Source organism: Nocardiopsis sp. LDBS1602, from assembly GCF_035818715.1.
Classification (GTDB): domain Bacteria; phylum Actinomycetota; class Actinomycetes; order Streptosporangiales; family Streptosporangiaceae; genus Nocardiopsis; species Nocardiopsis alba.
On record NZ_JAYLVW010000010.1, the window covers coordinates 64,621 to 83,492 of the forward strand.

Annotated in this window: 19 protein-coding genes; 6 read left to right on the forward strand and 13 right to left on the reverse strand. The window is 68.6% G+C overall.

Translation table 11 applies throughout. The features are described 5' to 3' along the window. Positions 1-42 precede the first annotated feature (42 nt). Both U9J66_RS22670 and U9J66_RS22675 read left to right on the forward strand, forming a co-directional pair. Complete coding sequence (locus U9J66_RS22670; RefSeq protein ID WP_326338657.1) at positions 43-3,117, forward strand: BTAD domain-containing putative transcriptional regulator; 3,075 nt, start codon at positions 43-45, stop codon at positions 3,115-3,117. 136 nt (positions 3,118-3,253) lie between these two features. Next, positions 3,254-3,967, forward strand: coding sequence for a spermidine synthase (locus U9J66_RS22675; protein WP_161110865.1), 714 nt, complete (start codon positions 3,254-3,256; stop codon positions 3,965-3,967). Positions 3,968-4,031: 64 nt separating this feature from the next. On the opposite strand, the gene U9J66_RS22680 is transcribed toward U9J66_RS22675, so the two are convergent. The 7 genes from U9J66_RS22680 to trxA all read right to left on the reverse strand — a co-directional run bounded on the left by U9J66_RS22680 (position 4,032) and on the right by trxA (position 10,398). After that, entirely contained in the window at positions 4,032-4,250 is a 219-nt protein-coding gene (locus tag U9J66_RS22680) for an EF-hand domain-containing protein (RefSeq protein ID WP_017533003.1), read from the reverse strand. Between the two features lie 131 nt (positions 4,251-4,381). Continuing rightward, a complete protein-coding gene (gene pstA, locus U9J66_RS22685) occupies positions 4,382-5,287 on the reverse strand; it encodes a phosphate ABC transporter permease PstA (RefSeq protein WP_161110864.1) in 906 nt (301 codons plus the stop codon). Continuing rightward, entirely contained in the window at positions 5,284-6,288 is a 1,005-nt protein-coding gene (gene pstC, locus U9J66_RS22690; RefSeq protein ID WP_017533005.1) for a phosphate ABC transporter permease subunit PstC, read from the reverse strand. Before pstC ends, pstA begins: the two co-directional genes overlap by 4 nt. A gap of 120 nt (positions 6,289-6,408) precedes the next feature. After that, complete coding sequence (gene pstS / locus U9J66_RS22695) at positions 6,409-7,506, reverse strand: phosphate ABC transporter substrate-binding protein PstS (RefSeq protein WP_017533006.1); 1,098 nt, start codon at positions 7,504-7,506, stop codon at positions 6,409-6,411. Positions 7,507-7,910: 404 nt separating this feature from the next. Continuing rightward, positions 7,911-8,693 carry a response regulator transcription factor gene (locus U9J66_RS22700; protein ID WP_014908144.1) on the reverse strand — a complete coding sequence of 261 codons (783 nt, stop codon included), beginning with the start codon at positions 8,691-8,693 and terminating at the stop codon, positions 7,911-7,913. 49 nt (positions 8,694-8,742) lie between these two features. Next, the gene (pstB, locus tag U9J66_RS22705) at positions 8,743-9,615 is read right to left on the reverse strand and encodes a phosphate ABC transporter ATP-binding protein PstB (RefSeq protein ID WP_014912682.1); all 873 of its coding nucleotides are present in this window, start codon (positions 9,613-9,615) and stop codon (positions 8,743-8,745) included. Positions 9,616-10,026: 411 nt separating this feature from the next. Beyond that, entirely contained in the window at positions 10,027-10,398 is a 372-nt protein-coding gene (trxA, locus tag U9J66_RS22710; protein WP_014912214.1) for a thioredoxin, read from the reverse strand. 297 nt (positions 10,399-10,695) lie between these two features. Between trxA and U9J66_RS22715 the strand changes: the two genes are divergently transcribed. Together U9J66_RS22715 and U9J66_RS22720 are read left to right on the forward strand one after the other, a co-directional pair. Then, positions 10,696-11,052 carry a DUF202 domain-containing protein gene (locus U9J66_RS22715; protein WP_017533007.1) on the forward strand — a complete coding sequence of 119 codons (357 nt, stop codon included), beginning with the start codon at positions 10,696-10,698 and terminating at the stop codon, positions 11,050-11,052. Then, on the forward strand, positions 11,049-11,414 hold the full coding sequence (locus tag U9J66_RS22720; protein WP_014913454.1) for a DUF202 domain-containing protein: 366 nt from the start codon (positions 11,049-11,051) through the stop codon (positions 11,412-11,414). The genes U9J66_RS22715 and U9J66_RS22720 overlap by 4 nt, the downstream gene beginning before the upstream one ends. A 269-nt stretch (positions 11,415-11,683) precedes the next feature. Here U9J66_RS22720 and U9J66_RS22725 read toward each other — a convergent pair whose 3' ends face one another. From U9J66_RS22725 to U9J66_RS22735, 3 genes are all read right to left on the reverse strand, one after another. Next, complete coding sequence (locus U9J66_RS22725; RefSeq protein ID WP_014908572.1) at positions 11,684-12,667, reverse strand: NAD-dependent epimerase/dehydratase family protein; 984 nt, start codon at positions 12,665-12,667, stop codon at positions 11,684-11,686. Positions 12,668-12,768: 101 nt separating this feature from the next. After that, positions 12,769-13,482 carry a PIG-L deacetylase family protein gene (locus tag U9J66_RS22730; protein WP_014912052.1) on the reverse strand — a complete coding sequence of 238 codons (714 nt, stop codon included), beginning with the start codon at positions 13,480-13,482 and terminating at the stop codon, positions 12,769-12,771. 115 nt (positions 13,483-13,597) lie between these two features. Then, positions 13,598-14,416, reverse strand: coding sequence for a WbqC family protein (locus U9J66_RS22735; RefSeq protein ID WP_042285860.1), 819 nt, complete (start codon positions 14,414-14,416; stop codon positions 13,598-13,600). Positions 14,417-14,687: 271 nt separating this feature from the next. Between U9J66_RS22735 and U9J66_RS22740 the strand changes: the two genes are divergently transcribed. Together U9J66_RS22740 and U9J66_RS22745 are read left to right on the forward strand one after the other, a co-directional pair. Next, entirely contained in the window at positions 14,688-16,229 is a 1,542-nt protein-coding gene (locus U9J66_RS22740) for a glycosyltransferase family 2 protein (protein ID WP_014911317.1), read from the forward strand. Positions 16,230-16,390: 161 nt separating this feature from the next. Beyond that, positions 16,391-16,786 (forward strand): DUF3817 domain-containing protein, encoded by a 396-nt coding sequence (locus U9J66_RS22745; RefSeq protein WP_014913372.1) that lies wholly within the window; start codon positions 16,391-16,393, stop codon positions 16,784-16,786. On the opposite strand, the gene U9J66_RS22750 is transcribed toward U9J66_RS22745, so the two are convergent. The 3 genes from U9J66_RS22750 to U9J66_RS22760 all read right to left on the reverse strand — a co-directional run bounded on the left by U9J66_RS22750 (position 16,762) and on the right by U9J66_RS22760 (position 18,847). After that, positions 16,762-17,562 carry an SURF1 family protein gene (locus tag U9J66_RS22750; RefSeq protein ID WP_326338662.1) on the reverse strand — a complete coding sequence of 267 codons (801 nt, stop codon included), beginning with the start codon at positions 17,560-17,562 and terminating at the stop codon, positions 16,762-16,764. The genes U9J66_RS22745 and U9J66_RS22750 overlap by 25 nt on opposite strands. Before the next feature lie 455 nt (positions 17,563-18,017). After that, positions 18,018-18,212, reverse strand: a complete 195-nt coding sequence (locus tag U9J66_RS22755) for a type II toxin-antitoxin system VapB family antitoxin (protein ID WP_014909542.1) — start codon at positions 18,210-18,212, stop codon at positions 18,018-18,020. Between the two features lie 104 nt (positions 18,213-18,316). Continuing rightward, a complete protein-coding gene (locus U9J66_RS22760) occupies positions 18,317-18,847 on the reverse strand; it encodes a DinB family protein (protein ID WP_326338663.1) in 531 nt (176 codons plus the stop codon). Positions 18,848-18,872 lie beyond the last annotated feature (25 nt).

Consider the following 18,872-nt stretch of genomic DNA (forward strand, 5'->3'; position numbering starts at 1 on the left):
CGCTCTCGGTCCGCTCTCGGCCCGGGTGGATACCATGAGCCGGTGCGTTTCGAGGTGCTCGGCCGGCTCGTCGTCCGATCGTCGGACGGTGAGGCCGTGGGCGTTCCCGAGACGAGGGTCCGGGCGCTGCTCGCCGACCTGCTCACCGTCGCCGGCCGCCCGCTCTCGGTCGACCGGCTCGTCGACGACCTGTGGGACACCCCTCCGGCCAGGCCCGCGGCGGCGGTGCAGACCAGGGTCTGGCGGTTGAGACGGGCGCTGGAGGCGGCCGAACCCGGAGGGCGGTCCCTGGTGGTCTCCGGACCGGCCGGTTACCGGCTCGACGTTCCTCGGGAGGCCATCGACGCGCACCGCTTCGAGGACCTTCTGACCCGAGCGCGGGAGGACGGGGACCTCGCGAGGCGGGTCGCGCTCTTGGACGAGGCGCTGGGGCTGTGGCGGGGGTCCGCCTACGCCGACTTCGGCGACGAGACGTTCGCCCTTCCCGAGGTCCGGCGGTTGACGGAGCTACGGATGCTCGCCCTGGAGGAGAGCGCCGAGGCGCGTCTGGCCCTGGGCGGGCACGGACCGCTCGTCGGTGAACTCGCCGTCCTCGTGGCCGAACACCCGTTGCGCGAGAGACTGCGCGCGGCCCACATCCGGGCGCTGTACGCCTCGGGACGGCAGAGCGAGGCCCTGGAGAACCATCGCGATCTGAGCGAACGGCTCCGTGAGGAGCTGGGAGTGGACCCCTCCCCGGAACTGGTCGACCTCCAGCGCGCGATCCTCACCCAGGACCCGGCGCTCGAACCCCGTGGGCGGGACGAACCCCCCGAACCGCTGACCGAGCTGGTCGGGCGCGAGGACGCGGTCGCCCGGGTGCGGTCGCTCTTCGACGAGGGGCGTCGTCTGGTCACCCTCACCGGACCCGGTGGCGTGGGAAAGACCCGTCTGGCGTTGGGGACCGCCACCCGGGCTCCCGAGACCTTCCCCGGGCGGGTGCGGCTCGTCGAACTGGCCGGCGCGGGCGGTGTCGCCGAGATCGTCGACACCATGGCCGCCGCCCTGGACCTGCGCGAGGACGCGGTCGTGGGTTCTTCGGCCGTCGAACGCCTGGTGGAGGCCCTCCGCACACGCGAGACCCTTCTCATCCTCGACAACTGCGAGCACGTGATCGGACCGGTCGCCGAGCTCACCGGCCGCCTGCTCCGGGAGTGCCCGAGGCTGCGCGTGCTCGCCACGAGCAGGGAACCGCTCAACCTCGCGGGGGAGACGGTGTGGCCGGTGCCTCCTCTCGACCTCGCCTCGGCGACACGTCTGTTCGTCGCCCGTGCCGCCGACGCGGTCCCCGGGTTCGTCGTACACCCTGAACGGCGTGAGGCGGTCGAGGCGATCTGCCGCCGCTTGGACGGTCTGCCGCTGGCCCTGGAGCTGGCCGCCACCCGGGTGCGCGCTCTGGAGGTGCACGAGCTGGCCGACCGCCTCGACGATCGCTTCCGGATCCTGGACGTCGGTCGGCGCGGCGTCCCCGAACGGCAGCAGACCCTGCGCGCCATGATCGACTGGAGCTGGGAGCCGCTGACGGAGCCCGAGCGCACGGTGCTGCGCCGATTGGCGGTCCACGCCGACGGATGCTCCCTGGAGGCCGCCGAGGCGGTCTGCTCGGACGAGGAACTGTCGCGATCGTCGGTGCTCCCACTGTTGGCCACCCTGGTGGACCGATCGTTGGTGACCGTGGTGCGCGGGGCCTCCGGTACCCGCTACCGCCTGTTGGAGTCGGTGGCCGCCTACTGTCTCGAACGGCTCGACGAGGCCGGCGACCGGGAGGAGACGGAGCGTCGACACGTCGACCACCACATCGCTCTCGCCGAGGAGGCCGAACGCGGGCTGCGCGGTCACGGTCAGCGCGCGTGGTCGGAACGGCTGGACCGGGAGACCGCCGACCTTCGACTCGCCTTGGACAGGGCCGTCCGGTCGGGGGAGGGCGAGACGGCGCTGCGCCTGGTGAACGCCCAGGCCTGGTACTGGTTCCTGCGGGGACGCCTCTCCGAGGGCCGTAGATCGCTGGACCGGGCCCTGGAGGTCGCCGGGCGCGGGCCGGACACCGAGGGGGTCCGTACCGCGCGGGTCTGGGAGAGGATCCTGGCGCTGTGGGGCGGCGACCCCGTCCATGGAGACCCGTTCCGGGCCGCGGAGGAACTGGACGGGCCGAGGGAACGGGCCCGGGCGATCTGGCTGATGAGCACCGCCGTGACCGGGGGGCACGACGTCTCCGCCAACGTCGCCCGCTTCGACCGGGCGCTGGAGGCCTCACGGGGAACGAACGACCGGTGGGGGACGGCCGGGGCGTTGGCCGGCCGCGCGGAGCAGGCGATCCTGCTCGGAGATCTCGACGGTGCCCGGCGGGACGCCGAGCGGAGTCTGGCCCTGTTCGAAGGGCTCGGCGACGCCTGGGGCCGTCTTCAGGCCATGGACGTGTTGGCCAAGCACGCCGAGATCACCGAGGACTACGAGGAGGCGGCCCGACTGCACCGTGAGGGGCTGGGGGCCGCCGAGGAGCTCGCCCTGTGGCCCCAGGTCTCCTATCGACTGTCCGGCCTGGGCCGTATCGCCCTGCTCACCGGTGACCTCGAAGCGGCCCGGAGCCTGCACGAGCGGGCCCTCCGGGTCGCCGTCGACCGGTCCGCGACCAGCGCCGAACAGTTCGCCGAGGTCGGACTCGCCATGGTGGCCCGACGGCAGGGACGTCTGGACGACGCGGAACGGTACCTGCAACGGTGGGTCGGCTGGCTGGACGATCTCGCCGGAGACGCGGGGACCGCTCTGATCAAGGCCGAGCTCGGGTTCGTCGCCGAACTGCGCGGGGACGTCGCCACGGCGTACCGGAGGCACGAGGAGGGGCTCGTCGCGGCCCGACGCACCGGGGACCCTCGTGCGCTCGCGCTCGCGATGGAGGGGCTGGCGGGGGCCGAGGCGCTGGCCGGCCACCACGAGAAGGCCGCCCGCCTTCTGAGGGACGCCGCCGAGGCCCGCGCTTCGGTCGGGGTGCCGTTGCCCGTGGCCGAACGCGGTGACATCGACCGGATCACGGCGGTGGTCCGCGAGGCCCTCGGCGCGCACGACGGGAAACCGGTGTGAATCGTGAGGTCCATGGCCCCGACCTGCCCGGTCGCTCCTCTCGACCCCCGACCGGCCGGCACGCGTCGCGCCGTGCCGGTCGCCGAACGCCCGGTACCGGACACACACCGTACGGGCCATGGGCACAATGGGGGCCATGAACCAGCGAACGCGGGGCCTCGCGCCCGAGGAGGAGACGGTCACCCTGGCCCGGGTGACCGGTGAGACCGGTGGTGACCTGGTACTACGCCGGGTGGGTGCCCACTACGAGATCTACTCCAACGGCGTCTTCCTCATGGACACTCGGGACGGGACCTCGGAACGGGAGATGGTGCGGGCGAGCCTGGCCGCCCTGCCGAAGGGCCGCTCGCACGCCCGTGTACTGATCGGTGGTCTGGGCGTGGGCTTCTCCGCCCGTGAGGCGCTGGACCATCCGAGGGTCTCGCGGGTGGACGTCGTCGAGCTGGAACCGCAGGTGATCGCCTGGCACGACGACGAGCTGGGAGAGGCCGCCGACCACGTCCATCGGGATCCGCGTTGTCGTGTGTACAACGCCGACATCGTCGCCTGGCTGGCCGAGGCCGCGTCCGCCGCGGAACCCGTCCTCTACGACGTCATCTGCCTCGATACCGACAACGGCCCCGACTGGACCGTGGTGGAGAACAACGACCGTCTGTACGAGGCGGCCGGGATCGAACGGCTCTCCCGCCTGATGGCGCCTGAGGGCGTGCTCGCCTTCTGGAGCGCCAACGCCGTCGACGCCTTCGAGGGGCTGCTGCGCGACCGCTTCACGTCGGTGGAGGTCGTGGAGGTGGTGGTCGCCCGGGGCGTGCCCGACGTCGTCTACCTCGCCTCGGACCCCCGGAGCTAGGCGGAGACCGACCCGGTGGTGATCGCCGTCCGTGCGGTCACCACCCGGGGACGGTGGGGGTGCGTCAGTTCCGGCCGCTCGACATGTAGCGGGCGAACTCCTCCAGGGAGATCCGCTCGTCGCCGTCGGAGTCCATCGCCCGGACCACCTCGGCGGCCTGCTCGTCGGTGGTCTCGTCGCCCAGGTTGCGCATCAACCGGGACAGCTCCTGAGCGGAGATGAGGCCGTCGCCGTCCGCGTCCACGAGGGCGAAGGTGGCGGCGTACTCGGTGGTGTCGGGCATTCGGGGTCACTCTCCGTCTGGTGCGGGGGCGTCGGCTCGCGCAAGGCTACCGCCGTCGGACCGCCCCTCGAAAGGCCCGGGGGGCCGCGCTCCCGAAGGAACGCGACCCCCCGGATCGGATGGTCGTACGGTCAGCCGTTGGTGGAGGCCTTGGAACCGATCCACCGGGCGACGATGGTGAACGCCAGGACCAGCAGGAACAGGCACAGGGCGGCGCCCCAGGCCCGGTCGATCCCCGCCTCGAACGGCTGGGCGGCACCCCGGTAGAGCTGCATGGGCACGGCGCCCTGCGGAGAGCCCTGGAGCGAGGTGACGATCAGACCCGAACCGAAGGCGGTCAGCAGCAGCGGCGCGGTCTCACCGATGCCTCGGGCGATCGCCAACATCGAACCCGTGGTCAGACCGGGCGCCGCGGCCGGCAGTACCGTGTGCACGATCGTCTGCCACTTGCGGGCGCCGAGACCGTAGCTGGCGTTACGGATCTCGTGGGGGACCAGCCGCAGCATCTCCTCCGCCGACCGGGTCACGATGGGCAGCATCATCACCGCGATGGCCACCGCGCCCACGAACGTACCGAAGCCCATGCCGCCCCAGCCGATCACCAGCAGGCCGTACACGAACAGACCCACGAAGATCGACGGGATACCGGTCATCACGTCGGTGAAGAAGCGGATCGTCGAGGTCAGCCGGTTGGGCCCGTACTCGACGATGTACACGGCGGTGGCGATGCCGAACGGGATCGACATCAGGACGGCCAGCGCCATGATGTACAGGGTCCCGAAGAAACCGGCCGCGTAACCGCCGCCCTCGCGCCGGGGCGGGGGCTCGGTCTGGGTGATGAAGTCCAGGCTGAGCACGCCGATGCCGCGCCGGGTCACCTCGAAGATGATCAGCACGAGGGGGATCATCGCGAGGATCATCGCGCCGGTCAGGGCGACGGTGGCGGCGCGGTCCTTGAAACGTCGGTACGAGGAGCCCGGAGGGCGGGTGCTCAGCGGAACGTGCGGACGCGGGGGAGTCGTGGTCATGGTGCTCATACGGCGGCGTCTCCCGTCATGCGCCCCAGACGCCAGACGATGACGCGGGCGAGGATGTTGACGATCATCGTGACCAGGAACAGCGCGACTCCGATGGCCATCAACCCGGTGCGGGCCTCGGGGCCCGCCTCACCGAAGGTCGCGGCGATGTGCGAGGCCATGCTGCTGCCGGTGCCGAACAGGCTCGCGCCCCAGGACTGGGAACCGCCGATCAGCATGAGGACCGCGATGGTCTCGCCCAGCGCGCGTCCCAGGCCCAGCATGGCCGCGGCCACGATCCCGGAGAAGCTCGCGGGGAGGACCACCTTGCGCATGACCTCCCAGCGGGTCGACCCCAGGGCGTAGGCGGCCATGCGCTGGTCGATCGGGTGCACCGCGATGACCTCGCGGATGATCGCGGTCATGATCGGCAGGATCATGATGGCCAGCACGATGCCGGCGGACAGGTAGCCCACGCCCCGGATCGGGCCTTCGAAGAGGAAGAACCAGCCGAGGACGCTCTCCAGGACCTCGAAGAAGGGGCGCAGCACGTTCGGGAGGAACCAGTGCAGACCCCAGAGGCCGAAGATGACGCTGGGCACCGCGGCGAGCAGCTCCACCGTGTAGGAGAGGGGCTTGGCGAGCCGGCGCGGCGCCAGGTGGGTGATGTAGAAGGCGACCATGATCGCCAGGGGCAGCGCGATGACGATCGCGATGGTCGAGGTGACCAGGGTGCCGTAGATGAAGGGCCAGGCGCCGTAGGTGCCGGTGATCTCGGTACGGGAGTTCCCCGTGGTCCATTCCTGGCCGAAGAGGAACCCGAAGAAGCCCTCCTTGACGAAGACCGGCCAGGCCTCTGAGGTGGTGCGGATCACCATCAGGGCGAGAATGACCAGGACGATGGTTCCGCAGGCCGCGACGGCCCACTTGAAGATCGGGTCGGCCATCCTCCCCTTGCCGGAGTGGAGCGACCCTCGCCGGGGTTCCTCCGGGGCCGGGGCCTCGGGGGCCTCAGTGGACATGGTGCTTCTCCTCTTGATGGCTTTCGTGGGAGTCGGAGAGCGGTTCACCCCTGTGACCCCGGGGCGGAGGGAGGGGGTGGGGCCGGGAACCCGCGTTCCCGGCCCCTGAGGGGGAGGGGTCTAGCCCTCGTCGCCGTTCTCGGAGTTGGTCTTCTCCAGTTCGGCGATGACGCGCTCGGTCAGCTCGTCGCCGAGCGGGGCGTAGCCCAGCTCACCGGCGAGGTCCTGAGCGGACTCGTCGGTCAGGGCCCAGGTCCAGAAGTCGATGATGGCGTCGGCCGACTCCTGGTCGTAGCCGCAGGTGTAGGTGAAGATCCAGTTGGTACCGGCGATCGGGTAGCCCTCGCCGCCGATGCCGTCGATCGCGAACTGGAAGTTGTCCGGAACATCGGCCTCCTCGGAGGCGGCGATGGTGGACTCCAGGGTCGGCTCGATCGGGGTGCCGTCGGCGTTCACGACCTTGGCGACGGACAGCCCCGCCTCCTGGGCGTAGGACTGGTTGACGTAGCCGATACCGCCGGGGTTCTGGCTGATGCCCTGGGCGACGCCGTCGTTCTGCTGGCCGCCGACCAGGCCGGAGGCCCAGTCGAGCTCCTTGCCCTCGCCGTACTCGTCGGCCCACGACTCGACCTCGGTGGCCAGGTAGTGCGTGAACACGGCCGTGGTGCCGGAGCTGTCGGAGCGGTGGACCGGGACGATCTCGTCGCTCGGCAGGTCCATGTCCGGGTTGAGCTCGGCGATCGCCGGGTCGTCGAAGCTGGTGATCTCGGTGGAGTAGATGCCGGCGATGGTCTCGGCGTCCAGCACCAGACCGTCGAGGTCCGGGTTGTTGAAGGCGATGACCACGGAGCCGAACACGACGGGGAACTGGACGGCCTCGCAACCGCGGGCCTCGGCCGCGGCCTCCAGGCTCTCCTCACCGAGGTACTCCTCGGAGGAACCGAAGTCGACCGTCTGCTCCAGGAACTGCTCGATCCCGGCGCCGGAACCGACACTCTGGTAGTTGATGTCCACGCCCGACTGGACGTCGGAGTTGTAGGTGTAGATCCAGTCCTGGAAGAGCGGGTCCGGGAAGCTGGCGCCGGCGCCGGTCAGCGACGCGCTGAGGTCGCCACCACCGTCACCCGTCGCGTCGGTCTCCCCGCCCCCGTTGCTGCACGCCGCCGCGAGCAGAGGGATGGCCGCCAGAACGGCGAGCTTGGAACGCCCGTTGCGCATGTCGTAGTTCTCCTCGTTGAATCACCGCTGTCGGGGCTGACGTGAAACGACAGTAAGCGCGTAGAAAGTCGTGGTGACATCGAAATAGAGGACGTTCGGTAGAAGAAGGGTGAATGCCGGGTGAATCAGTGTCACCATTCGATAACGGGTACGGTGTGTGGTGGCGACGGTGATTCTCGGTGATCGTCCCGATCGAAGCATCGATCCGCCCTGAGCTGCGGTGACGTCGGGGCTCTCGGTCTTGTCACGTGGGTGACCCGGAGATGTCGATGACACCTCGGATTTCTCTTCGGTTCACCTCTCCATGTGTCTTCGAAGAAAATGACCCGGACATGTGAGAAGGGCCTCCCCGGTGTTCACCGGGGGGCCTGTTCGAGAAATCCTTGGATGCTTTTTCGGTGCGGTCAGCCCTGTCCGGTGTCGAGCCGGTAGCCGATACCGCGCACCGTGTGGATGAACCTCGGGCGGGCCTCGGAGTCACCGAGCTTGTGCCGCAGCCGCCGGATGTGCACGGCGATCGTGTTGTTCACCGGAGGCAGCGGCTTGTGCCACACCTCGGTCCACAACTCCTCCCGGCTGACCACCCGTCCGCTGTGCCGGAGGAGGAAGTCCATGATCCCGAACTCCCGCAGCGCCAGGTTGACCGGCTGTCCGTCCACGAACAGGCGGTGTCCCAGGGCGTCCAGCTCCAGGTCGCCCGAGCGCAGCGCCGTCGGCCGGGGCGTCCCCACCTCGGGGAGCCCCTCCGAGCCGGGCAGCGAACCGCGCAACAGCGCCGCCAGCTCCGGGATCCGGTAGGGCCGGCTGACGCAGGCGGTCGCGCCCGCGGCCAACGCCCGGACCGCTCGCTGGGAGTCGCCCGGCCCCACCCCGATCAGTATCGGGATGTCGATGGCCCGGCGGGTGACCCGCACCAGCGTCTCCAGGTCGACCTCGGGCGGATCCGCACTGGTCAAGAGGGTGTCCGGACGCAGCATTCCGACCCGCAGCAGGGCCTCCGCGCCGTCCACGCACACGGTGATGTCCACATCGTGCCCGCTCAGCGAGAGCACCAGCCGGTGGGACTGCTCCGACTCCGGTTCCACCAACAGCACCCTGAGCGGACCCTCCATCCGCTCCACACGTCCTTCGTCGTCCGGCGCGCCCATAGGGGAGGGGACCGGGGAGGAAGAGGTGAGCGCGGTCATGAGCGGGGTCCACTTCGTCGAGGGGGCGGTCGGGTGGAACGCGGAGGGTCTACCCGAAGCGGCCCGAGATGTAGTCCTCGGTGCGCTGGTCGGCGGGCTTGCTGAAGATCTTGGCGGTCTCGTCGAACTCCACGAGGCTGCCGTAACGCTCGTTGTCGTCGTCCACGGAGGCGGTGAAGAACGCGGTCCGGTCCGAGACGCGGGCCGCCTGCTGCATGTTGTGGGTGACGATGACGATCGTGTACTCGGCCGCCAGCTCGTACATCAGGTCCTCGATCTTGAGCGTGGCGATCGGGTCCAGAGCCGAGCAGGGCTCGTCCATGAGGATGACCTCGGGGTTCACCGCGATGGTGCGGGCGATGCACAGGCGCTGCTGCTGGCCGCCGGAGAGGGCGAAGGCGCTCTCCTTCAGCTTGTCCTTGACCTCGTCCCACAGGGCCGCCTTGGTCAGGGTCTCCTCGACCAGGTCGTCCATGTTCCCGCGCATCCCGTTGATCCGGGGACCGTAGGCGATGTTGTCGTAGATGGACTTGGGGAACGGGTTGGGCTTCTGGAAGACCATGCCGATCCGGCGGCGCACCTCGATCGGGTCCACGTCGGGGGCGTACAGGTCCTCACCGTGGTAGGTCACCCTGCCCTCGACCCGGGCGCCGGGGATGAGGTCGTTCATCCGGTTCAGGGTGCGCAGGACCGTGCTCTTGCCACAGCCGGACGGGCCGATCATCGCGGTGATCTGGCGCGGCCCCACCTTCATGTTCACATCGCGCACGGCCTTGTTGGTCCCGTAGTGGATCGACAGGTCGACGATGTCGAAGACGGGGTCGCCCAGGCCGGGGACCTCACGGTTGTACCGGACGGTGTCGGGGGCGATCCCGCGGCCGGACTCGGTGCCGCGAGCGGACGCGGTGTTGCTGACAGACATGGGGCCACTTCCGGTTGGGACGGTGCTTGCGCGGTGGTGTCGTTCGGGGGGTGGAACCCGCGGAGCGCGGTCGAGTCCCATGGAAAAGGGTGTGCATGAAGCGAAGGTGAACGAACCTCGTGGCCAAGATGAACGTGGGCGGTGGAGTGGGAAGCATCCGGTGACGTCTCGGTGTCCTCCCACTCCGGAGAGCGTCCGAACGTCCTGCGGCGCACCGGATCGGACAGTGACCGGCGGGTCCGGGCGGGTCTCGCGAAGGGCGCGGTACGGCGGCGCGTGCGACCTCTTCGGCGGGGCGATGGTGATCGGGGCGCGGGGGACTCCCCCCGGAATGACATGCGCCCCGGTGGGCCCTCCGAGGGGGCCCGCCGGGGCGGGGTCGACGTGCCCCGTTCCCGGGGCGGCGCCTCGTTACTTCTGTCCTTCGCCCTGCTCGGCGATCTTCTGCTTGACCTCGTCCATGTCGAGCTCCTTGGCCTGGGTGATCAGGCTCTCCAGGGCCTCGGAGGGCAGCGCACCCGGCTCGTTGTAGATGACCGTCTGGTCACGGACGATCATCAGGGTCGGGATGGACTGGATCTTGAATTCGAAGGCGAGCTCGCGCTGGGCCTCGGTGTCGACCTTCGCGTGCACGATGTCGGTGTGCTTGTCCGAGGAGTTCTCGAACACCGGGGCGAACTGCCGGCAGGGCCCGCACCAGTCCGCCCAGAAGTCGATGAGAACGAAGCTGTTGTCCTTCAGCGTTTCGGCGAAGTTGTCCTTGGTGAGTTCGACGGTGGGCACGTGGTCTCCTGCTCTTCGTTCGTACTGTGGTGTCGACCGGTGGCCAACTGCCATCCTCCTGGGTGCTACAGCGGTCGTGCCCGCTCGTTTGTTCCGCATGCCCGATAAGACGACCGAATAGCCGGACGGCCAGGGTTTTTCCTACCCAACACGTGGTTCATATCTGTTTGGGAGGAAAGCCCTCGCGAGGTTAGTGTCGGCCGGAGCGACATGAGTTCATCGTCGTGACCGTGGACTTCGGTCGGGGGACCGGATCCACGCGAGACAGGGATCGAACACGAACCGTCCGGGGGAGCGATGGGCACGGAGGACGAGGGCGGCCCCGAGAAGGCCGGAACCGTCGACTACCGCTTCACCCTGGCCAATGAGCGCACCTTCCTGGCCTGGATCCGCACCGCCCTCGCCCTGTTGGCGGGGGCCGTCGCCGTCCTTCACCTGCTGCCGCTCGGATGGGCCGAGGGCCCGCGCACGGCGGTGGGACTGCTCCTGGCCCTTCTCGCCGGGGCGGTGACCGTCTACGCCCCGGTGCGCTGGTACAGGGTGCAGCGGATCATGAGCAGTGGCGGCACCCTCCGGATGAGCGGGCTGCCGCTCATCACCGCCTTCGCGGTGGGGCTGGTGTGCCTGCTCGTCCTGCTGGGCAACCTGCTGTGACCGAGGAGGGGCGGGACCCCGGCCTCCAACCGGAACGCACCCTGCTGTCCTGGCAGCGCACACTCATCCTGCTGGTCCTGGTGGGGTTGCTCTACCTGCGCGGCCCCCTGGTGCCCGGGGCCGCCGTCCTGCGCGAGGCCCCGGTCCCGCTCCGTGTGGGCGTCCTGGCCCTGGTCCTTCTGCTGGTCGCGCTCCTGGGGCTGCATCTGTGGCGGAGATGGCGACGGACCGACCATGGTCTGCGTGAGCCCGGAGGAACCGGACCGCCGGCGAGTGTGGCCCGCCCCTGGGCCATGGTCCTGTTGGGGATCGGCGTCCTCTCCCTCACCGTGGCCGTGACGATGACGGCGATCCTGCCCTGAGAACGGGCCGAACGGGGGCGCCGTCCTTCGCGGTCGTGGAGCCCGGTGCCATGCCCTGGAACGGGCGGAACGGGCCGGAGGAGAGAACGGTCGGTGCCGCCTCCCCACTCCCTACGACGGGTGTGGTCCTCGTCCGAGGCGATACGGGGGAACGGGCCCCGTGCTCGCCCGGTCTCGCGGTTCGACGCGCGACGACGGCCGGTCATGGGAGAAAGGGGTCGGGCGGCGGGGCGCCCGGTTCGTTCCCCTCCACGGCGGCCGGATGCTCTCTAGGCCGGCGTGGGCACGGCCTCGACGGAACGGCGGTACTCGATGATGGAGTCGATGATCGCGTTCAGGTCCCGGGTCGGCTCGTAGCCGATCAACCGTCGGGCCAGCGAGGTGTCGGGGTAGCGACGCTGCATGTCCTCGTACCCCTCCCCATAGGCCTCTTCGTAGTCCATGTAGGTGATCTCGCTTTCGGATCCGGTCAGCTCCACGACACGGTCGGCCAGCCCCTTGATCGAGATCTCCTCGTGCCCGCCCAGGTTGACCGCCTGGTGGTAGGCCTCCGGGGTCTCCAGGAGACGGGGCAGCGTGGGGACCACGTCGAACACCGAACCGAAGCAGCGGCGCTGGGTGCCGGTGCCGTACACGGTGATGGGCTCACCGGACACGGCCTGGTCGACGAACCGCGGGACGACCATGCCGTAACGGCCGGTCTGGCGGGGCCCGACCACGTTGAAGAAACGGGTGATGACGCAGGGCACGTCGGACTCGGTCCCGTGGACGTAGGCGACCAGCTCGTCCAGACCCTTCGCGGCGGCGTAGGACCACCGGCTCTTGAGCGGTGAACCGTAGATCCGGTCGTCGTGCTCGGTGAGACCGTCGGCGTCGTTCTTGCCGTAGACCTCGCTGGTGGAGGCGACCATGTAGGGGACGCGGTGACGTACCGCGGCCTCGACGACGTTCTCGGTCCCGTGCAGGTTGGTCCTCAGTGAACGGAGCGGGTTGTCGACGATCGTGTGCACGCCCACCGCGGCGGCGAGGTGATAGACGGCGTCGGCCCCCTCGACGAGGGAGTCCACCAGATCTCGGTCCAGGATGTCCCCTTGGACGAAGCGCAGCGCCGGTGAACTCCGGATCCGGGACAGGTTGTCCAAGGAACCGGTCGATAGATCGTCGATGACGACGACCTCGTGCCCTTGGGCGATCAGATGGTCGCTCAGGTGCGAGCCGATGAAGCCGGCGCCGCCGGTGATGACAGCCTTCATGGTTTCCCCTCCACTACGGGCGATGTTGGTTGGTGCTCTTCACAAGGGATGAGAGTTCGGGTGACGGGTGGGGGAGCCCCGATGGGTGTCCCGGGGCGTGCTCATGCCAGGTGGCGCAGCACGTGATAGCCCTCGCCCAGACAGACCCCGGCCTGCATGCCCCGCAGGACGGAGAGACTGCGCAGGGTGAGTTCGGAGCGGGTGTGCGGGTGCGAGTGGGTCTGGGAGCCGTACAGCTCCATGCCGTGGAGCTTGGCCAGCAGGTCCTCCTCCTCCAGTTCGACGATGAGGTTGGGAGAGTCGGCGGGCTCGGCGCGCCACTGGTCGGCGGCCTCCTCGTAGGCCAGGACCAGGCGCGGGTGGTGTCGCAGGCGGGTGTCGGAGGGGCGCAGCGCGGTGTGCACCGCCTCGGCGGTGGCCTGGTGGTCCTGGTTGTAGCTGGTGCGATGCGGTACGAGCACCACGGTCGGTTCCAACCGCGCGATCGATATGGGGCTCTCCCGTTCGATCAACCGGGTCAGGTCCACCCGGGGGACCGAGTCGAGCCGCAGGTGGTAGGCGTCCCCCGGCAGCGCCATGTGCCAGTCGTCCCAGAGGAAGTGTTCGGAGACCTTCTTGATCTCGGTGTGCCGTTCCATGGCCGTGGAGAAGCCCTTGGGCGACTCGTCGGCGGTGTCCCCGACCGTCATGAACTGCACGTAGACCTCGGCGCCCGCCCGTTTGGCCTTGCTCATGAGACCGCCACAGCCGAGGGTCTCGTCATCGGGGTGGGGAGCGTAGATCAGGAGGCGTTCCTGAGACCAGTCCGTCGTCATGCTGGGTTTCCCGTTCTTAGCCGAATGATCAGGGCGATCGTGGTCACCCGGGCCGTCGTCGAACCGCACCGCGATCGTGGTCCGGGAGATCGGTGATCCATGTCACCGAACTTTGTCAGGTGCCGGTTCTCGCTTGTCGGAGGACATGCAGTGAGTTCGGTCCGGCGTTGAGCAGGAGATCGATCGCGGACAAGCGGGGAACGAACGTTTCGGTGGCCTTACGGGTGTGCTGTGGATATCGCGGATGGCGGAAGTCCTGCCATTCGACCTCCACCCCGTAACGCCGCAGAATCTCGGGGTCCAGGTAGCCCCTGGCCCCGTTTCCCGAGATCAACGTGTTCGCCCCGACCTTGGCGCAGATCTGGGCCAGCAACTCGCTCTTGGTCCCGGGGAAGTCCCCGAGCTCTCCGGCGCGCAGGATCGGCGTGTCGATGCCGAATCCGCGCAACAGCAGGCGTGTGGTCGCTATCGCCAGATCGGACAGGTCCTCCCACTCGCTCTCGTACAGATGGGCGATCTCCTCTTTGTGGTCGTTCCAGTACGGTGCCTTGCGGTAACAGTGTTCCGCGAGTGCTCTATAGTGCTTCTCTCTCCATTTTCGAGTGTTATCGATCTTTTTGTCCCGAATGAGCTCGGAGCGACTCTCCTGCACCACGGGCACGGTGAGCAGCACCGGTTCCCCGGTTCCCGATATGTAGTTCCGGTTCTGCCAGCCCCGACGTTCGAACTGAACCGTGTCGAGCATGACGAAGTGGTCAGAGCGGTCTATCTTGTCGATAAGCCCCGACCAGGGCCAATAGTGGGGCTGGTGGATCGCCACGCGCGTACGTCTTTCGTTTTCGCAGGTGGCGTCGGTGTTCTCGCGATCGTTCCGGAGGTCGGGGTGGGCAGGATCGGGCGAGGATGAACGCGATTCGCCGATCATGCCGGTCATTCTCCTTCTTCGTTGGCTCACGATTGACGAGGATTTTCCTGATTCCATAGCGGAAGCGGATAAACCGGTGGTAGTAGTGCTCCTCCGGAGTCTCGCCACAAATTATCCTCTAATGGTTACCACTGATCGCATCCCGATGTATACGATTTTCGTGGCCTACATAGGACGTGAGGTCGGGTGAACCTCGCGCCCGCGTGGGGCGTCAACCTAACGCCGACATCGCGGGTTAATGTCGGGCCGAAACCGATAACTTTCGGAGGGTCCTAGGGCTGTGCGTATCGCGCGTTTCATCGGTGGCCTGCTGACCGGGTTGACAGCCCTGGTCCTGGTCGTCGCACTCTTCGTCTTCTGGTTCGATTTCGCCACGGGGCTCGCCGCCGCCTCCGGTCTCGGAGCCCTCGGCTACGTTTTCCTGTGGATGGCCTTCGGGCTCAACCTGTTGCTGTGGACGATCCTCGGCCTACTCCGCCTGGCCGAGGACGGTGCCAGGTCCGTGTTCCGTCGCGGGCCCGAACGTCGCGGAAGCCGGACCGCGGTCCGCGGCCGCGAACACGAGAAGGTGCTCGTCGGGGCGGGCGGACCCGTCGAGATCGCCGGTTCCGACACCACGTCGGGCGACGAGGGCGGCGCCCTCGCCGCACCCGACTCCTCCGGCGGCCTCGCGCCCAGGGACCCCGATGACATCACCATCGCCGTCATCATCCCCGCGCACAACGAGGAACCGGTGATCGACACGGCCATCTCCTCGGCTCTGGGACTGTTCCCACGCTGGGACGTCTACGTCGTCTCCGACTCGTCCAAGGACGCCACCGCCGACATCGCCGCCAAGACCGGGGTGAACGTCCTCGAACTCCTCACCAACCGGGGCAAGGCCGGCGCCATCGAGGCGGTCATCGAGGAGTTCTCCCTGACCGATCACTACGACGGGGTCCTGATCCTGGACGCCGACACCGAACTCGACGCCGGCTACGTCGAGGGGGCCAAACGGCAACTCGCCGACCCCTCGGTGGCCGCCGTCGCCGGCTTCGTGGTCTCGGAGTGGAAGCCGAGGGAACGCTCCCTCGTCGGGCGGATCATCTCGGCCTACCGGGACCGCCTGTACTTCATGCTCCAGTACTTCATGCGTTTCGGTCAGACCTGGAAACGCGCCAACGTCTCCTTCATCGTGCCGGGCTTCGCCAGCGTCTACCGCAGCAGCGCGTTGGAGAAGATCACCGTCAACCCGCCGGGGCTGGTGATCGAGGACTTCAACATGACCTTCGAGGTGCACCACAAACGCCTCGGCCGTGTCTCGATGAACCCGGACACCAAGGCCTACAGCCAGGACCCGTTCACCTTCCGCGACTACCGGAAACAGGTCGGCCGCTGGACGCTCGGCTTCTGGCAGACGATTCGCCGCCACCGCCTGTGGCCCGGCCTCTTCTGCCTCTGCCTGGTGCTCTACGTGATCGAGGTCGTCCTGGTCTCGCTGATGTTCCTGTTCACCGTCGCGCTGGCGGCCTTCGTGCTGCTCGGCACGTTCGCCGGGGACCTGCTGTCGGGGGTCCCGTTCTTCACCGACTCGTTCACCGCGGTGACGGCGCTCCTACCGCTGACCGCCCTGGCCATCGGTCTGCTGGTGCCGGACTACATCCTCACCTGCGTCATGACCATGGTCCGGCGTCGCCCGTCCTACCTCTTCTACGGGCTGTTCTTCTTCCCGATCCGGGTGGTGGACGCCTACCTGTCCCTGAGGATGATCCCGAAGGCCTGGACCGCCAGGTCCGACGGACGCTGGAGCAGTCCCGTGCGGGTCTCGGGCAAGGGTCGTTGACGACGGCGCTCCGGGGTGGGGCGAACACGGATGTGAGATTGTCCGGGTCGTGCCCACCCCGGCGTCGTGCGGTTCCGAACAGCGCTTAGCCTCGATGGAGGGGAACCCGACCCTCCTCGGGTGAAGTCGTCGAATGGGTGTGTGCAGTGGACAAGAGCCGTGTGTCGTTCACGTTGTACCGGGTGCTGGCGTACGTGACGGGTGTCTTCCTGCTGGGGTTGACCTTCCTGGCCATGCCCGCCAAGTACCTGGTCGGCGAGAACTCCATGTTCGCCCTGGCGCCCGCCCCGCGGGGGGCCGAGCACTGGTTCGGGCCCGAGTCCCCGCTCATGCTCTTCATCGCCATGCCGCACGGCTACATCTACATGCTGTACGTGCTGGTCGTGCTGTGGGTGGCGCTGGACCGGCGTTGGGGGGCCGGTCGCACTCTGGGCGTGGTGCTCGCGGGCACCATCCCGATCCTCGGCTTCGTGGTGGAGCACCGTGTGGTCAAGAGTGAGCGGGCCAAGGAGGCCGCCGCCCTCGCCGGCGCTCAGGAATCCGCGCCCACCGGCTGATCCGGCCGCGCTCCGTCGTCCTTCGAGGCCCCACCCGACTCCCGGGTGCGGGCCTCGCTCGCTTCACGGCGCATGAGGATGATCCAGAAGACCACTCCGGAGACCCCGAACATCGCCCACTGGATCGCGTAGCTGAGGCTGCGCCAGTTGATCTTGAACTCGGTGGGCGGCTCCGGCGGCGGCACCGGGGTGAGGCCGTCCCCTCCGGCGGCCCCCTCGGGCAGCGTGAGGTAGGCCGCGTACAGCTGCTCGTCCCACGAGGAGGTGAGCACGGAGGGCGCGATCCGCTCGGCGGTCCCCTCCGGCGGGTCGCCCATGGGGATGTAGCCCTCCGAGGCGTCCTGCGGAGGCTGGAGCCATCCGGTGACGGTGACCTCTCCCTCCGGGGGAGCCGGAACGGCCTCGGGGTCCTCGACCCAGCCCCGGTTCACCGGCATCGCGGCGTTCTCGTCGGTGACCAGCGGGATCACCACGGCGTACCCTTCGACCCCGTCCAACAGCCACGGGACCAGCAGCTGCTCTTCGACGTGGAAGTCGCCGGTGATCTCGACCGCGGTGTTCGCGGTGAGCGCCGGGTGCAGGTAGGCGCCGGGCTCGCCCAGGTCGTCCACGGGGATCGCGTCGGCGAGCTCCTGGACGGGGTTGGTGATGACGTCCCGGTCGGGCTCGAAGGCGCGAGTGCCCTGCCAGTAGGTACCGGCGGTGCACACGACGGCCACGAGCACGGCCGCCAGGTGGATGCCGAGCCAGCGTGGATTGAGGAGAGGTGAGCTCACCCGTCCAGGCTATGCGTGACCTTCGAGGAGGCGCCCATGACCCCTGGTTGACGATCGCCACAGTGGCTTGGCGGTTCATGCCCCGAGGAATGACGATCACTTTAAGTGATTTCTCGTGACGGAGGGTTGTTCTTCGTGGTCGTGGTGGGTACTGTTTCTATCAACGCGGAACGACAAGGTCGCTTCCGCGGAGAGACCTTCCAGGCCGCGACTCCAGGGGGGAGGAGTCGTGGGCCGCTTCCCAGAGCGGGGGTCGCCTCCGTACTTTGAGGGGGGATGCGGAGGCGACCCTCGCCACCTCGTAACGGGGGCGTTCTCACCGAAGGGTGAGGGCGCCCCCGTCGCCTTTCCCGTGGTCTCGTCCGCCTCGTGCGCGAAAGTCCGTCCGAGGGACGACGGGCGCCCCGGCCGAAGAGGCTTCGACCGGGGCGCCGTCTTTCCGGGGGCGTCCGCCGTCAGTCCTCCGGGGCCCGACGTTTGGCGGCGGCCTCCGCCCGGTTGCGCTCGTGCATCGTCTCGGCCCGGCTCCGGTGGCGGGCCGCGTAGACCCGCAGGGCCAGGTTGACCGCCTCGTCCTCGCTCCGGGCCCCGGAGAACCGTATGGTCTCCCGGAGGGCCTCGTCGTCGATGTCGATCCAGGTCGGGCTCACTCCGCGCTCCTCGGGCTCTCGGGGGTGGGACGACCCCATCGTCCCGCATGCGGAGGGTGACGAGCGCGCTACGGAGAAAAGCGACCCGGGCGTGTCGCGGGTGGTCAGCCCATGGTCTTCTGCCCGTCCAGGGACTCCCGGACGATGTCCGCGTGACCACAGTGCTGTGAGATCTCACGGAGCATGTGCAGCAGGACGTCGCGCGCGGTCCAGGAGACACCCTTCTCGAACCAGGGGGCCTCCGGAAGCGGGTGCGAGACCTCCAGGTCGGGGAGCGAACGCACGTACTCCTCGGTGGCCCGGGCGGTCTCCGCGTACTCGGCCAGGATTCCCTCCAGGGTCTCGCCTTCGAGGAGTCGGAAACCGTTCTCGTGCTTCTCGAAGGTCTCGGGGTCCTCATAGTCGACCTCGACGGGCCCGTCCTGGATGAACGCGATCCAGGAGCGTTCGACCTCGTTCAGGTGCTTGACGATCCCGGCCAGGTGCAGGGAGCTGTCCGTGGTGCGCCGGGTGGCCCGCTCCTCGTCGAGGCCCTGGAGAGTGGTGAGCAGGAACTCGCGCTGCTCGGCGAGGAACGTCAGGAGCGCCTCCCGCTCGACGTCGATGGTGCCGTTCACGCTGCTGTTCGTCGTCATGGTGGTTCCTTCACAGCTCGCCGTC